Source organism: Streptomyces sp. NPDC002838, assembly GCF_040295365.1.
Classification (GTDB): domain Bacteria; phylum Actinomycetota; class Actinomycetes; order Streptomycetales; family Streptomycetaceae; genus Streptomyces.
In genome coordinates, this window is sequence record NZ_JBEOVF010000008.1 from 39,267 (window position 1) to 53,741 (window position 14,475).

15 protein-coding genes are annotated in these 14,475 nt (G+C 72.0%); 8 read left to right on the forward strand and 7 right to left on the reverse strand.

What is annotated here, in order from left to right; translation table 11 throughout:
* The first annotated feature begins 146 nt into the window (after positions 1 to 146).
* The 8 genes from ABT063_RS13100 (at position 147) to lgt (ending at position 6,186) form a co-directional block, all read left to right on the forward strand.
* Positions 147 to 398, forward strand: coding sequence for an HGxxPAAW family protein (locus tag ABT063_RS13100; protein ID WP_351057342.1), 252 nt, complete (start codon positions 147 to 149; stop codon positions 396 to 398).
* A 75-nt stretch (positions 399 to 473) separates the two neighbouring features.
* On the forward strand, positions 474 to 905 hold the full coding sequence (locus ABT063_RS13105; RefSeq protein ID WP_351057343.1) for a DUF2752 domain-containing protein: 432 nt from the start codon (positions 474 to 476) through the stop codon (positions 903 to 905).
* A 180-nt stretch (positions 906 to 1,085) separates the two neighbouring features.
* On the forward strand, positions 1,086 to 1,895 hold the full coding sequence (gene trpC / locus ABT063_RS13110) for an indole-3-glycerol phosphate synthase TrpC (RefSeq protein WP_351057344.1): 810 nt from the start codon (positions 1,086 to 1,088) through the stop codon (positions 1,893 to 1,895).
* A gap of 22 nt (positions 1,896 to 1,917) precedes the next feature.
* Positions 1,918 to 2,109: a tryptophan biosynthesis modulator TrpM gene (gene trpM, locus ABT063_RS13115; RefSeq protein ID WP_351057345.1), complete on the forward strand. Its 192-nt coding sequence runs from the start codon at positions 1,918 to 1,920 to the stop codon at positions 2,107 to 2,109.
* A 114-nt stretch (positions 2,110 to 2,223) separates the two neighbouring features.
* Entirely contained in the window at positions 2,224 to 3,510 is a 1,287-nt protein-coding gene (gene trpB, locus ABT063_RS13120) for a tryptophan synthase subunit beta (RefSeq protein ID WP_351057346.1), read from the forward strand.
* Positions 3,507 to 4,325 carry a tryptophan synthase subunit alpha gene (gene trpA, locus ABT063_RS13125; protein ID WP_351057347.1) on the forward strand — a complete coding sequence of 273 codons (819 nt, stop codon included), beginning with the start codon at positions 3,507 to 3,509 and terminating at the stop codon, positions 4,323 to 4,325. Before trpB ends, trpA begins: the two co-directional genes overlap by 4 nt.
* Positions 4,326 to 4,413: 88 nt before the next feature.
* Positions 4,414 to 5,190 (forward strand): DsbA family protein, encoded by a 777-nt coding sequence (locus tag ABT063_RS13130; RefSeq protein WP_351057348.1) that lies wholly within the window; start codon positions 4,414 to 4,416, stop codon positions 5,188 to 5,190.
* Between the two features lie 84 nt (positions 5,191 to 5,274).
* The gene (gene lgt, locus ABT063_RS13135; protein ID WP_351057349.1) at positions 5,275 to 6,186 is read left to right on the forward strand and encodes a prolipoprotein diacylglyceryl transferase; all 912 of its coding nucleotides are present in this window, start codon (positions 5,275 to 5,277) and stop codon (positions 6,184 to 6,186) included.
* 131 nt (positions 6,187 to 6,317) lie between these two features.
* Here lgt and ABT063_RS13140 read toward each other — a convergent pair whose 3' ends face one another.
* From ABT063_RS13140 to ABT063_RS13170, 7 genes are read right to left on the reverse strand one after another with little or no spacing between them, the layout of a single operon-like run.
* Positions 6,318 to 7,148: an HpcH/HpaI aldolase/citrate lyase family protein gene (locus ABT063_RS13140; RefSeq protein ID WP_351057350.1), complete on the reverse strand. Its 831-nt coding sequence runs from the start codon at positions 7,146 to 7,148 to the stop codon at positions 6,318 to 6,320.
* Positions 7,145 to 8,371: a CaiB/BaiF CoA transferase family protein gene (locus tag ABT063_RS13145; protein ID WP_351057351.1), complete on the reverse strand. Its 1,227-nt coding sequence runs from the start codon at positions 8,369 to 8,371 to the stop codon at positions 7,145 to 7,147. Before ABT063_RS13145 ends, ABT063_RS13140 begins: the two co-directional genes overlap by 4 nt.
* Entirely contained in the window at positions 8,368 to 9,261 is an 894-nt protein-coding gene (rbsK, locus tag ABT063_RS13150) for a ribokinase (RefSeq protein ID WP_351057352.1), read from the reverse strand. Before rbsK ends, ABT063_RS13145 begins: the two co-directional genes overlap by 4 nt.
* Positions 9,258 to 10,724 carry an ADP-ribosylglycohydrolase family protein gene (locus ABT063_RS13155; RefSeq protein WP_351057353.1) on the reverse strand — a complete coding sequence of 489 codons (1,467 nt, stop codon included), beginning with the start codon at positions 10,722 to 10,724 and terminating at the stop codon, positions 9,258 to 9,260. Before ABT063_RS13155 ends, rbsK begins: the two co-directional genes overlap by 4 nt.
* Entirely contained in the window at positions 10,712 to 11,887 is a 1,176-nt protein-coding gene (locus tag ABT063_RS13160) for an ADP-ribosylglycohydrolase family protein (protein WP_351057354.1), read from the reverse strand. The genes ABT063_RS13155 and ABT063_RS13160 overlap by 13 nt, the downstream gene beginning before the upstream one ends.
* A gap of 8 nt (positions 11,888 to 11,895) precedes the next feature.
* Positions 11,896 to 13,194 carry an ADP-ribosylglycohydrolase family protein gene (locus tag ABT063_RS13165; RefSeq protein WP_351057355.1) on the reverse strand — a complete coding sequence of 433 codons (1,299 nt, stop codon included), beginning with the start codon at positions 13,192 to 13,194 and terminating at the stop codon, positions 11,896 to 11,898.
* Positions 13,191 to 14,330, reverse strand: a complete 1,140-nt coding sequence (locus ABT063_RS13170; protein ID WP_351057356.1) for an ADP-ribosylglycohydrolase family protein — start codon at positions 14,328 to 14,330, stop codon at positions 13,191 to 13,193. Before ABT063_RS13170 ends, ABT063_RS13165 begins: the two co-directional genes overlap by 4 nt.
* Between the last annotated feature and the right edge of the window lie 145 nt (positions 14,331 to 14,475).

Genomic DNA, 14,475 nt, shown 5'->3' on the forward strand with positions numbered 1-14,475 from the left:
CGTCCGGCCCCAAGACCCGTCCGGCCCCAAGACCCGTCCGGCTCCGACGCGCGAGGGCCGACCCCCGGACAACCCGCACACGCGCGTGCGGGACAATGGCCATGAGCGTTTGGCTCAGACACGAATACAGCAACGAGGAGCAAGTCATGGCGGGCAGCAGCCACGGTCACACCCCGGCCGCCTGGACCGGTGTCACTATCGCGTTCATCGGTTTCTGCGTCTCGGGCGCCTTCATGGTGATGGCGCAGCCGGTGGGCTTCTGGGCGGGCCTGGCGATCGTGGTCCTCGGTGGCGTCGTCGGCTGGATCATGAGGGCGATGGGGCTGGGCCAGCCGAAGAACGCCCACCCGGTGCACCGCACCACGGACAAGCGTGAGACTGCGAGCGTCGAGAGCTGACCTGAACTCTCTTCGAGGGGCGGCCCCGGCCGCCCCTCACGCGCGTCCCGGGCCCGCACAGGGCACAATGCGAACGTGAATGCCGACAGCCAGAGGACGACGTCGTACACCGCGGTGCTGGGACGACTGGCCGTTCCGGCCGGCGTGCTCGCGGCCGTGGCCGGGGCCTTCGCCTACGTGGGCACCGTGGACCCCAACGAGCCCGGTCACTACCCGGTCTGCCCGCTGCTGCGCCTGACCGGCATCTACTGCCCCGGCTGTGGCGGGCTGCGCAGCGCGCACGCCTTCGTGCATGGAGATTTCGCCGGAGCGCTCGGGGCCAATGCTCTGGCCGTCGCGGGATACCTCGTCTTCGCGGTGGTGTGGACCGTCTGGGTGGTCCGCTCGCTGCGCGGGCGGCAGCTGAGGATCGATCTCGGGCCGGTGCACCTGTGGAGTCTGGGCGCGTTGCTGCTGGTCTTCACGGTTGTCCGGAACCTGCCCTTCGGTGGCTGGCTACAGCCTTGATCAACTGGCGAACGTCCAGGTAGTGGGACCGGCGTCAACCGGATGCGAGGCCTACGCCTTCCTCCGGATACCATCACAGTGACCATCGGTTTCGTCTTATGAAGTTCGCCTCATGAAGGCGGGCGGATGGCGGAAGCTGAACCGCTTGAACAGTCAACCGTCTGGAAGGGGGCCGCTCGCGTGAGTGTGCTCGACGAGATCATCGACGGAGTCCGTGCCGACCTCGCGGAGCGGCAGGCGCGCGTCAGCCTCGACGAGCTCAAGGAGCGCGCGGCGAAGGCTCCCGCGGCCAAGGACGGGGTGGCCGCACTGCGCGGCGAAGGCGTCAAGGTGATCTGCGAGGTCAAGCGCTCCAGCCCGTCCAAGGGCGCGCTGGCCGCGATCGCCGACCCGGCGGGCCTCGCCGCGGACTACGAGGCGGGCGGCGCGGCCGTCATCTCCGTTCTCACCGAACAGCGCCGCTTCGGCGGCTCGCTGGCCGACCTGGAGGCGGTTCGCGCCCGCGTGGACATCCCCGTGCTGCGCAAGGACTTCATCGTCACCTCGTACCAGCTGTGGGAGGCGCGGGCGAACGGCGCCGACCTGGCGCTGCTCATCGTCGCGGCCCTGGACCAGTCGGCTCTGGAGTCCCTGATCGAGCGCGCCGAGTCCATCGGCCTCACCCCGCTGGTCGAGGTGCACGACGAGGACGAGGTCGAGCGCGCGGTGGACGCGGGCGCGAAGGTGATCGGCGTCAACGCGCGCAACCTGAAGACGCTGGAGGTCGACCGCACGACCTTCGAGCAGGTGGCGCCGGAGATCCCGGACAGCATCGTCAAGATCGCGGAGTCGGGTGTCCGCGGCCCGCACGACCTCATCGCGTACGCCAACGCCGGCGCCGACGCGGTCCTGGTCGGCGAGTCCCTCGTGACCGGCAAGGACCCGAAGACGGCGGTCGCCGACCTGGTCGCGGCGGGTGCGCATCCCGCACTGCGGCACGGCCGGGGCTGATCTCCCGCTAGGCTTGGCCCCGATGACTCTCCCGATCACCCTGGCGACCAGGGACCCGTACGCCCGCCTCGCGCGCGGCTGCCGGCCCCGAGGCTGCCGCGCGCCCGCCCGCCGGGTGCACGGCCGCCGGGTGCGGTACGTCATCGGTGACGAGCCCGGCCAGGTAAACGGACGGCGATGGCAGCGCCCCGTTAGGGGCGCGGGGCAGTTCTGAATATGCGGCTCGGCCGCGTGGGCGCGACCAGCCACAATCGGCCCGCAGCCGACTGACGATCCCCGCCCCCACGGCGATTAGTGTCTGTCCACACACTCACCGTGAGGTTTCCGCATGCCCAGCGAGTTCTTCATCCCCGACCCGGAGGGTCAAGTCCCCAGCGCCGAAGGCTACTTCGGCGCGTTCGGCGGCAAGTTCATCCCGGAGGCCCTCGTCGCCGCCGTGGACGAGGTCGCCGTCGAGTACGACAAGGCGAAGGCAGACCCCGAGTTCGCCCGCGAGCTCGACGACCTGCTCGTCAACTACACCGGCCGGCCCAGCGCCCTCACCGAGGTGCCGCGGTTCGCCGAACACGCCGGTGGCGCCCGGGTGTTCCTCAAGCGCGAGGACCTCAACCACACCGGCTCCCACAAGATCAACAACGTGCTCGGTCAGGCCCTGCTCACCAGGCGCATGGGCAAGACGCGCGTCATCGCCGAGACCGGCGCCGGTCAGCACGGTGTCGCCACCGCCACCGCCTGCGCGCTGTTCGGTCTCGAGTGCACCATCTACATGGGCGAGATCGACACCAGGCGCCAGGCCCTGAACGTGGCCCGTATGCGGATGCTCGGCGCCGAGGTCATCGCCGTGAAGTCCGGCAGCCGTACGCTGAAGGACGCGATCAACGAGGCTTTCCGCGACTGGGTCGCCAACGTCGACCACACCCACTACCTGTTCGGGACCGTGGCCGGGCCGCACCCCTTCCCCGCCATGGTCCGTGACTTCCACCGCGTCATCGGCGTCGAGGCCCGCCGCCAACTGCTGGAGCGCGCCGGGCGGCTGCCCGACGCGGCCGTCGCCTGCGTCGGCGGCGGCTCCAACGCCATCGGTCTCTTCCACGCCTTCATCCCCGACGAGGGCGTAAGGCTCATCGGCTGTGAGCCCGCGGGCCACGGCATCGAGACCGGCGAGCACGCCGCGACCCTGTCCGCGGGCGAGCCCGGCATCCTGCACGGATCGCGCTCGTACGTCCTCCAGGACGAGGAGGGCCAGATCACCGAGCCGTACTCGATCTCGGCCGGTCTGGACTACCCGGGCATCGGCCCCGAGCACTCCTACCTCAAGGACACCGGCCGCGGCGAGTACCGCGCGGTCACCGACGACGCGGCCATGCAGGCGCTGCGCCTGCTGTCGCAGACCGAGGGCATCATCCCGGCCATCGAGAGCGCCCACGCGCTGGCCGGCGCCCTGGAGGTCGGCCGGGAACTGGGCAAGGACGGGCTGATCGTGGTCAACCTGTCCGGCCGCGGCGACAAGGACATGGACACCGCCGCCCGCTACTTCGGTCTGTACGACACCGACGCCGAGGTCGCGGCCGACGCCGACAGCGGCACCGCCGAGATCGAGGGAGACGCCAAGTGAGCGGGACCATCCAGCTGCTGACCGACACCCTCGCCGCCGCCAAGGCCGAGGGCCGCTCCGCCCTCATCGCCTACCTCCCGGCCGGGTTCCCGACCGTGGACGGCGGCATCGAGGCGATCAAGGCCGCCTTCGACGGCGGCGCCGATGTCGTCGAGGTCGGGCTGCCGCACAGCGACCCGGTCCTCGACGGTCCCGTCATCCAGACGGCCGACGACATCGCCCTGCGAGGCGGCGTCAGGATCGCGGACGTCATGCGAACGGTCCGGGAGGCCCACGAGGCGACCGGCAAGCCGGTGCTCGTGATGACGTACTGGAACCCGATCGACCGCTACGGCGTCGAGCGCTTCACCGCCGAGCTGGCCGAGGCGGGCGGGGCGGGGTGCATCCTGCCCGACCTGCCGGTGCAGGAGTCGGCGCTGTGGAGGGAGCACGCGGAGAAGCACGGCCTCGCGACCGTCTTCGTCGTGGCCCCCAGCAGCAAGGACCAGCGGCTCGCGCAGATCACCGCGGCGGGCAGCGGCTTCGTCTACGCCGCCTCGCTGATGGGCGTCACCGGCACCCGCGAGTCGGTCGGCGCGCAGGCCCAGGACCTGGTGCAGCGCACCCGGGACACCGGCACCGACCTGCCGGTCTGCGTCGGCCTCGGCGTCTCCAACGCCGAGCAGGCCGCCGAGGTCGCCGGCTTCGCGGACGGCGTGATCGTCGGCTCGGCCTTCGTCAAGCGGATGCTGGACGCACCGGACGACGCGGCCGGTGTCGAGGCCGTCCGCACGCTCGCGGGTGAGCTCGCGAAGGGCGTGCGCCGACAGGCGTGACCAGCGCGGTATTTCATACAGGTCCCTCGTACGAGTGGACCTGGGGCCGGGGAGGCGCGGTGCGCCTCCCCGGTTCGTTCTGCGGGGTGTGAGCGACAAGAACCGTGAGGGAAAGCGCACCGCCCGCGAGCGGCTGGCGGTCGAGCGTGAGAAGCAGAAGGCCGCAGAGAAGCGACGCCGAGTGCTGATCGTGGGCGCGAGCGTGGTCTGCGTCCTCGGTCTCGCGTCGGTGATCGGAGTCGTCGCGGCGAACGCCGGCAAGGACGACGGCAGCGAATCCTCGGGCCCGGTCGTGGCGCCCTCGGGGGCGCAGGGCAAGGACGCACTGGCCATCCCGGTCGGCAAGGACAGCGCCAAGACCACGCTCACGGTGTGGGAGGACTTCCGCTGCCCGGCCTGCAAGGCCTTCGAGACGGTGTACCGCCCGACCATCCACGAGCTGACGGAGGCCGGACAGCTGAAGGTGGAGTACCGCCTGGTCACGCTCATCGACGGCAACATGGGCGGCACCGGCTCCCGCAACGCGGCCAACGCCGCGGCCTGCGCCCAGGACGCCGGCAAGTTCCCCGCGTACCACGACGTGCTCTTCGACAAGCAGCCCCAGGAGGCCGACGACGCCTACGCCAAGAACGACAAGCTCATCGAGCTGGCCGGCAAGGTCGACGGCCTGGACACCCCCGCCTTCCGCAAGTGCGTCGAGGACGGCACGCACAACAGCTGGGTCGCCAAGTCCCACGAGGCCTTCAACAAGGGCGGCTTCTCGGGGACGCCGACCGTGCTGCTGGGCGGCAAGAACATCTACCAGGACCGGACGATGACCCCGGCCAAGCTGAAGGAGATGGTGCAGAAGGCGGCCAAGGGGTAAGGCGCCTTCACACCGGCCCGTTATGGACCCGTAGCCGGGCCGCCTGCCGTGGGCCCGGCCCGGCAGGGTAGCGTCGACCTTGCCATGGAACTTGCCTACATTCCCAGCCCGTCGCGCGGGGTGATCCACCTCGGCCCCATTCCGCTGCGCGGCTATGCGTTCTGCATCATCATCGGCGTCTTCGTTGCCGTCTGGCTCGGCAACAAGCGCTGGATCGCCCGAGGCGGGCGGGCCGGCACGGTGGCCGACATCGCGGTCTGGGCCGTGCCGTTCGGCCTGGTCGGCGGCCGGCTCTACCACGTGATCACGGACTACGAGCTGTACTTCAGCGAGGGCCGTGACTGGGTGGACGCCTTCAAGATCTGGGAGGGCGGCCTCGGCATCTGGGGCGCGATCGCGCTCGGTGCGGTGGGCGCGTGGATCGGCTGCCGGCGCCGGGGCATCCCGCTGCCCGCGTGGGCCGACGCCCTCGCGCCGGGCATCGCCCTCGCGCAGGCGATCGGCCGCTGGGGCAACTGGTTCAACCAGGAGCTGTACGGGAAGCCGACCGACTTGCCCTGGGCCCTGGAGATCACCTCGTCGACGGACGGGCGGGTGCCGGGCACGTACCACCCGACGTTCCTGTACGAGTCGCTGTGGTGCATCGGCGTCGCCGTCCTGGTCATCTGGGCGGACCGCCGCTTCAAGCTGGGACACGGGCGGGCGTTCGCGCTGTACGTCGCGGCGTACTGCGCGGGCCGCGCCTGGATCGAGTACATGCGCGTCGACGAAGCCCACCACATCCTGGGCCTGCGGCTGAACGTCTGGACCGCGATGATCGTGTTCCTGCTCGCGGTGACGTACCTCGTGGTGTCCTCGAAGAAGCGGCCCGGGCGGGAGGCCGTGGTGGAACCCGGAGCTGAGCCCAGTGCCTCCGACGCCGAGGCCGACGTCTCCGACGCCGAGGCTGAGGAAAAGGACGAGAAAGACGGGGCCGAGTCCGCGAAGAAGACCTGAGGTTCGGTCGTACGACGATGAGGGCGCTCGGAGATTTCCGGGCGCCCTCGTCGCGTGCGGGCGACGGGTTTCGGTGAGTTCGGCACCGCCGGATCGCGCCGCGGGGGTGCTCGCCGTTGCGGCGGAGAAGGCTAGTTCCGGCGCGCCAGTGACAGAGTTCGTTGGGCCGTTGCCACCACCGCCGCGTCGATGAACGTGCCGTTCGGGAGGGCCTGGGCGCCCTGGTTCGTCGTGGCCGCCTTGATGATTTTTTCCGCTTCTTCCAGCTCCTTCTCCGTGGGCAGGTAGGCCCGTTCGATGACCGGGAGCTGGCGGGGGTGGATGGCGGCGCGGCCGAGGAAGCCGAGGGTGCGGCCGTGGGCGCAGGTGGCGGTCAGGCCCTCCAGGTCGCGGATGTCGGGATGGACGGACTGGGGCGGTGGGGCCAGGCCCGCCGCCCTCGCGGCCACGATCACCCGGGAGCGGGACCAGTCGAGGCCCGCGTCGTCCCGTACGCCCAGGTCGGCGCGTAGATCCGCCTCCCCGAGGGAAACGCCGCGCAGGACGGGGTGGGCGGAGGCGATCGCGTGGGCGTGTTCGACGGCCAGGGCCGTTTCCAGGAGGGCGTAGAGCGGGGGAGCGCCTTTGTCGGCGAGGGCCAGGTGATCGGCGACGTGGATGATCTGTTCGGGGGAGGCCACCTTGGGCAGGCGCAGGCCGCACAGGCCCGGCCGCGCGGCCACCGCCTCCAGGTCCGCCGCCGCCAACGGGCCGTCCAGGGCGTTCACGCGGACGTGGACGGGGACGGGCTGGGGTTCGGTGAGGAGTTCGGCGGTGGCCGTGCGGGCGTACTCCTTGCGGTCGGGGGCGACCGCGTCCTCCAGGTCGATCACGACGACGTCGGCGCCGGCGGCGAGGGCCTTGGCGACGACCTGCGGGCGGTCGCCGGGGGCGTACAGCCAGGTGAGCGGGGGCGCTGTCATACGGCGCCCTCCTCGCGCAGGAGGTCCAGGTCGGCCTGTGCCAGGCCCAGTTCGGTGAGGACCTCGTCCGTGTCCGCGCCGTGCGGGCGGCCCGCCCAGTGGATCGCGCCGGGGGTGGCGGAGAGGCGGAAGAGCACGTTCTGCATGCGCAGGGGGCCCAGTTCCGGGTCGTCGACCGTGGTGACCGTGTTCAGCGCCTGATACTGCGGGTCCGCCATCACGTCCCGTACGTCCTGGATCGGGGCCACCGCCGCCTCCGCCTTCTCGAAGGCCGCGAGGACCTCGGCGCGGGTGCGCTCGGCGATCCAGGCGCCGACCGCCTCGTCGAGGACGTCGGCGTGGGCGGCCCGGTCGGCGCCCGTGGCGAACCACGGCTCGTCGATCAGCTCCGGGCGGCCGACCAGGCGCATCACGCGCTCGGCGATCGACTGGGCGGAGGTGGAGACGGCGACCCAGGTGCCGTCCGCCGTGCGGTAGGTGTTGCGCGGGGCGTTGTTCTGGGAGCGGTTGCCGGTGCGCGGCTGGACGTGGCCGAGTTGGTCGTACCAGGTCGGCTGCGGGCCCAGCACGGTCAGGATCGGCTCGATGATCGCCATGTCGACGACCTGGCCCTCGCCGGTGCGCTCGCGGGCGGCGAGCGCCGTCATCACCGCGTAGGCCGTCGCGAGGCCGGCGATCGAGTCGGCGAGACCGAAGGGCGGGAGCGTCGGGGGCGCGTCCGGTTCACCGGTGATCGCGGCGAAGCCGCTCATCGCCTCGGCGAGGGTGCCGAAGCCGGGGCGGTGGGCGTAGGGGCCGAACTGGCCGAAGCCGGTGACGCGGGTGAGGACCAGGCGTGGGTTGGCGGCCGACAGTTCCTCCCAGCCGAGGTCCCATTTCTCCAGGGTGCCGGGGCGGAAGTTCTCGATGACGACGTCCGCGGACCGCGCCAGACGCAGGAGGGTGGTGCGACCGCCGGGCTTGGACAGGTCGAGGGTGATCGTGCGCTTGTTGCGGCCCAGGAGCTTCCACCACAGGCCCACGCCGTGTTTCGACGGACCGTGGCCCCGGGAGGGGTCGGGCTTGGTGGGGTGTTCGATCTTGATGACCTCCGCGCCGAAATCACCGAGCATGGTCGCGGCGAGGGGACCGGCGAAGAGGGTGGCGAGGTCGAGGACGCGGAGGCCGGTGAGGGGAGCGGCGGTCGTGCGATGAGCTGGGCTCGTGCGGTGGTCTGCGGTCATGCGGTGAACTCCGCTTCGATCTCGGAGCGGTACGGCATCGACGCCGACGCGCCCTCCCGCTGTACGGACAGTGCGGCGGCCGTGGCCGCCCATGCCAGGGCCTCGCGCACCGGGCGGCCCTCGCCGAGGGCGACGGCCAGGGCGCCGACGAAGGTGTCGCCCGCGCCGGTCGAGTCCACGGCGGTGACCTGCGGCGCGGCCACGGTGATTGGCTCGGCGCCACGGGCCGCGTACAGGCTGCCCGCCGCGCCGAGGGTGACGACGACCTCCGGGACCTGGTCGAGGAGGGCGGTGGCCGCGGTGTGCGGGTCGGTGAAGCCGGTCAGTGTCGCCGCCTCGTGTTCGTTGGGCACCAACAGGTCGGTGGCGGCGATGAGTTCGGGAGGCAGGGGCTGGGCGGGGGCGGGCGTGAGGACCGTACGGACGCCGTGGGCACGGGCCGTCCGCGCGCCGGCGAGGACCGCGGCCAGGGGGATCTCCAGCTGGAGGAGCAGCGCGTCGGCGGAGGCGATGAGGCCCTCGTCCCCGGGGGCGAGGTGGTCGATGGTGCCGTTGGCGCCGGGGATCACGACGATCGCGTTGCCGCCCTCGTCGTCGACGACGATGTGCGCGGTGCCGGAGGGGCCCTCGGTGGTGCGGAGGTGGTCGGTGGTTACCCCGGCGTGCTCGAGGGTCGAGCGGAGGCGGGCGCCGAAGGTGTCGTTGCCGACAGCGCCGATCATCGAGACGGTGGCGCCCGCGCGGGCGGCGGCGATCGCCTGGTTGGCGCCCTTGCCGCCGGGGATCGTACGGAACTCGCGGCCCGTCACGGTCTCTCCGCGCTGTGGCGCCTTCTCGACGTAGGCGACCAGGTCCATGTTCGTGCTGCCGAGTACGGCGATGTGGGTCATGGGCGGGAGGACTCCCAGGGGGTGAGGGCGTGGGTGAGGTGGGCGAGGGTGTCGAAGCCGGTGCCGTTGAAGTCCGCGATGGAGGTGGACAGGCGGTTCTTGAGGGGGGCCGTCCAGCGGTCGGGGAGGGCGGAGGGGGTGCCGGCGAGGAGGGCGGCGATGCTGCCGGCCGTGGCGCCGTTGGAGTCGGTGTCCCAACCTCCCGACACGGCACGGCAGATGGAGCCGGTGAAGTCGCCGTTCGCGTGGGTGAGGGCGGCGGCGATCAGGGCGGTGTTGGGGATGGCGTGGACCCAGTGGTGGGTGCGGGCGTGGGTGGCGTGGAGTTCGTCCACGACCGTGTCGAAGTCCTCGTGGGTTTGGGCCAGTTGGAGGGCATGGTGGATGGCTTGGGCGAGGCGGCAGGTCGGGGGGACGACCGTGAGGCCGGTGCGGAGTGCGGTGTGGACGTCGGTGGTGCCGGTGCCGGTGGCGGCGGTGGCGATGGTGGCCGCGATGAACATCGCCGCGTAGACGCCGTTGGCGGTGTGGGTGAGGGTGGCGTCCTTGTGGGCCTGTTCCGCGGCGGCGGCGGGGTTGCCGGGGTTTGTCCAGCCGTGGATGTCGGCTCGGATCAGGGCGCCGATCCATTCGCGGAAGGGGTTGCGGTGGCGGGCCGTGCGTGGGGGTTCCAGGCCGGTGAGGAGGTTGCGGTAGGCGATGCGTTCCGCGGTGAAGGTGCGGCCGGCGGGGAGTTCGTCGAGCCAGAGGGTGGCTACGTCCGTGGTGGTGAAGGTTCTGCCGTGGCGTTGGAGTAGGAGGAGGTTGAGGAGGGGGTAGTTGAGGTCGTCGTCCTCGGGCATGCCGTCGATGTTTTCGGCGAGGGAGGTTTTTGCCGAGCGGCGGTTCCAGGGGTATTTCGTTGCTAGGTCTATCGGGATGCCTTGGCCTGTGAAGTAGGTGTTCAGGGGCCAGTTGCCGGTGGACTTGGCCAGTTGGCGGATGCCGTCCAGGGGGAGCTTTTCTACCGGTTTGCCTAGTAGGCAGCCGACTGCCCTTCCGAGCCAGGCGGCCTCCAAGCCGGCCTGGGTGGGGGTGGCCGTCGGGGCGGGGTCGCTCGCCCGCGCTTGCGGGGTGCCGCTGCGCCCACCCGTGCCGCCCCAGCGGTACGACTGCCCGCAGCTACGCCGGATGGGCACGTTCGGCCAGTTGGGGCAGAGGGACTTGATCTTCTCCAGGTCCGTTGGCTCGGAGTCCTCCAACTTGCTGGGCAGTTCTGCCAGTTCGTCCAACAGGTCTTCTGCGAGTTGCCGTAGGTACCTCGACGCCGGCTCCGGAGATGCTCCCGCCCTCAGGGGAGCCTCCGGTCCGCCCGCCGCTCTCCACCTCGCCGCGATCGCCGAAGGCTCTCGGCCGTCCTGGGCTGCCTGGCGGAGTTCGTGGCCCAGTAGGTCCTCTGGTTGGACCCAGGTCAGTCGGAGCATCTCGGGCCTCCGAGCTCGGTGAACGCGGCCTCGTGTCCGCGGCGTCGGTTTACGTCTCGTTCGAAGATCTCCCGGGTCACGGCCGTGAGGGTCGTCGCGGGTTCCCAGAGGTCCAGGCGGCTTGCCTCCGACACCTGTTTCGCCCAGTCCTCCGGGGGCGGTGAGCCCAGGGCGCCTGCCAGTGCGCCGGCCATCGTGGCGATGGAGTCGCAGTCGCGGCCGTAGTTCACCGCGCCGAGGACGGCGTGGCGGTAGTCGCCGCCGGAGACCAGCAACATGCCCAGGGCGATCGGGAGTTCCTCGATCGCGTGCAGGCGGGAGGGGCGACGGGCGCCCAGGGAGGGGGAGCGGTAGTCGGGGCCCACCGTGTCGTACGGGGTCACCGCCTCCCGGAGCGGGGTCAGTGCCGACTCGAAGTCCGTGTGGTGGGACGCCGTTTCGCAGGCCTGCTCGATCGCGGCCCGGGTGCCGTCCTTCGCCAGGGAGAGGCAGGTGGACACGATCGAGTCCGGGGTTGCCTCCGGCGTGCTCGCCGCCGCCACGGCCGCCGCGAAGACGCCCGCCGCCTCGCGGCCGTACGAAGACTGGTGGGCGCCGGCGATGTCGAGGGCCTCGGCGTAGGCGGCCTGTGGATTGGCCGCGTTGACCAGGCCGACCGGGGCCATGTACATCGCGGCACCACAGTTGACGATGTTGCCGACGCCTGCCTCACGTGGGTCGACATGGCCGTAGTGGATCCTCGCCACCAGCCACTTCTCCGCCAGGAAGACGCGGTGGAGGGGGAGTGCCTCCGCTTCCAGTTCCGGGATCCAGCGCGGGTTCGTCATCAGGTCCGGGACCAGGTGGTCCGCGATCGCGTAGGCGTCCAGGTGGTCGCGGACGGTCGCGTACACCCGTACCAGCGCGTGTGTCATCAAGGTGTCGTCGGTGACGTGGCCGTCGCCCTTGTGGTACGGCGCGATGGGGCGGGCGGTGCGCCAGGCGTCGCCGTTCCAGGGGCCGACGATGCCGTGGACGCGGCCGCCGTGACGTTCGGCGATCTGCTCGGGGGAGTAGCCCTCGACGGGGCCGCCGAGCGCGTCGCCGACGGCGGCTCCGACGAGCGCGGCGGTGATCCGTTCGTCCAGACCTGCCTGTTTACTTTCTGCTCCTTTGGGCGTCATGCCCCGAATCATCCCTCTGGTGGGGCCGGTTGCGTGGCTTCCAGGAGTTCGGCGAGTTCCACCAGGTCCGTGTCGGTGAGCCGGGGCAGTACGCAGCCGGAGAGGGTGCGGCAGGTGTCGCGCCAGGAGGCGGGGATCGACTCGCCGCCGCCCAGTGCGCCGGTGAGAGCCCCCGCCAGGGCCGGTGCGGAGTCGGCGACTCGGGACAGGCAGGCCGCCGCCGGGACCGCTTCCGCGATCCGGCCGTGTGCCGCGACGGCCAGGGCCAGGGCGACCGGGACCGTTTCGGCGGCGGCGATGCCGTAGCTGTAGACGTGGTCGACGATCTGGTGCTCGAGCAGGGGAATCAGGGCGAAGGCGCTGTCGGCGTCCTGGGCGAGTTTCAGCGCGTGGCGGGTGTTGCGGCCGATCTCCGTCTCCTCGGGGAGCTCGGCGAGGGCGGCCGTCACGCAGACCTGCGCCGTGGCGCCGACGAGGGCGAGCGCGAGTGCCGCCGCCATGGCGCGGGCGCCGTGCACTCCGTCGCCGTCCTGGGTGTAGCGGGCGTCGAACTCGGCCAGGTCGGCGGCGAGTCGGGGGTCGCCGGGGTGGGCCACGGCCAGTACGCAGGCCCGGACGCAGGCGGCGTCGTCGAAGTAGTGCGGGTTGTCGTGGCCGGTGGCGGGCGGTCGTAGGCCGGTGGCGAGGTTGCCGAGGCCGGCGCGGACGGAGATGCGGGCGCGGAGGGGGAGGACGGCGGACTCGACCTCGGGGGCCCTCTCGGCCGCTGCGGCCACTTCGCCGGCTACGGCGTTCCAGGTCAGGTCGATCGCGGCGCGGGTACGGCGTTCCCGGCTGAGGTCGCCGAGGGCGGTGTCGTCGCCGGCCCGCAGGACTGCCTCCGCTGCGAATGTCGCCCACTCGGCATCGTCGGAGGGGCCCAGGCGGAGGGGCTCGGGGGGTTGGTTCAGGGCGATGGGGACGGGGAGGGTGGTGGTGGCGTTCTGTTCGGCGAAGGTGTCGAGTTCGCGGGTGAGGCGGCGGGTCCAGTCGGGCATACGGGCGGCTCGGTGGCGGGCGGCGGGCCAGCCGGCGGCGTCGCCCGCGGCCAGGCCCAGCAGGAGGCCTTCGATTCGGCGGGGGTGGGTGCCGGTGCAGGCGGCCTCGGCCTCACCTTCGGCCTTGTTGTTCCCACCCGCACCACCCGTACTGCTTTCGTCGTCGGGTGCCGGTGGCCCCTGTGAGCTGTCCTCGCCGTCGGCGGCCGCGGGTTCCGTCGGTTCCGCCGTGACAGGCGTTCCCTCGTCCCACGGGGTGGGCGGCGTCACGACGGCACCTCCGCCTCGTCGTCCCGTGCCGGGGCGAAGGCACTCGGGTCCGGCGGCGGCCACGTATCCCGCCCTGCGGGCGCCTCACCTCGTACCGAAACCTCGCTCGGCGCGAATCCCCCCGCACCCCACCTGCCGCCCTCACCCGGCGTCAACAACTCCGCCACGTCCAGCACGTGGTGTCCCGCCATCGACGGCAGACAGCTGCCCCGCGCCGGGCCGATCGCCGCGGCCCAGTCGGCCGGGATCGCGGACGCCCCCTGGGTCGCGCCCGCCAGGGCGCCCGCCACCGCCGCCGTGGTGTCGGCGTCGCGGCCCATGTTGACGGCAGTCAGTACAGCCTGGACGAAGTCGCCGTCGGCTGCCGCATAGGCGCCGAAGGCGAGGGCGACCGCCTCGGGGGCCAGGTCGGTCCAGGGGTAGCCGCCGATGACGACGGCGGAGCGGACGGCGCGCTCGCCTCGGTGGGCCACCGCCACCGCCCGGCGCAGCGAGCGGGCCGTCCAGGAGTCGTCGGGGACCACCGCCAGGGCCGAGGCCACCACCGCGATCGTCGGTGCGCCCGCCATCGCCGCCGCGACCCCGGCCGCCACCGCCTGGCCGCCGTAGATGCCCTCGCCGTCGTGGCTCACCGAGCCGTCGATGGCCACCAGGCGGGCGGCCTCGGCGGGGCGGCCCGCCGCGAAGACGCCGAAGGGGGCCGCGCGCATCGCCAGGCCGTCGCTCCACGCGTGGCGGTGCTGGGCCGAGATGGGGGCCGCCAGGCCCCGGCGCAGGTTCTCCAGCGTGCCGCGTTCGCTGAAGCCCGCGCCCCGGAACGGGCCCTCGTCGCGATCCGCGATCCACTCGTGCCAGGCCGCCTCCACGTGCGCCGGGGTGAGGCCCGAGCCGTGCCGGGCCAGCAGGAGGCCCGAGAAGATCGCGTACTCGGTGTCGTCGGTGCCGGACGGGTCGTCGGCGACGTAGCCGGTGATACGGCCCCAGCGGGCGCGGATCTCGGAGGGCTTCAGGTTCTCGGCCGGGGCGCCGAGGGCGTCGCCGACGGCCAGACCCAGCAGTGCGCCGCGCGCCCGCTCACGGAGTTCGGCGGCGTTCCCGGGCGCCGGGACCGAGGGAATGCAGGCGATCGATGCCATACGCGGCCTCTCCTCCGGGGTTTCACACAGGGCGCGGAGCCCTTTGCGGATGTGTCCCACCGCCGGCGGTTGACCTGAGCATCGGGAGCCTCAGAGTCACCCGGTCGACATCTGTGCACACCTCGGCACGAATGAGCGTTCTAAG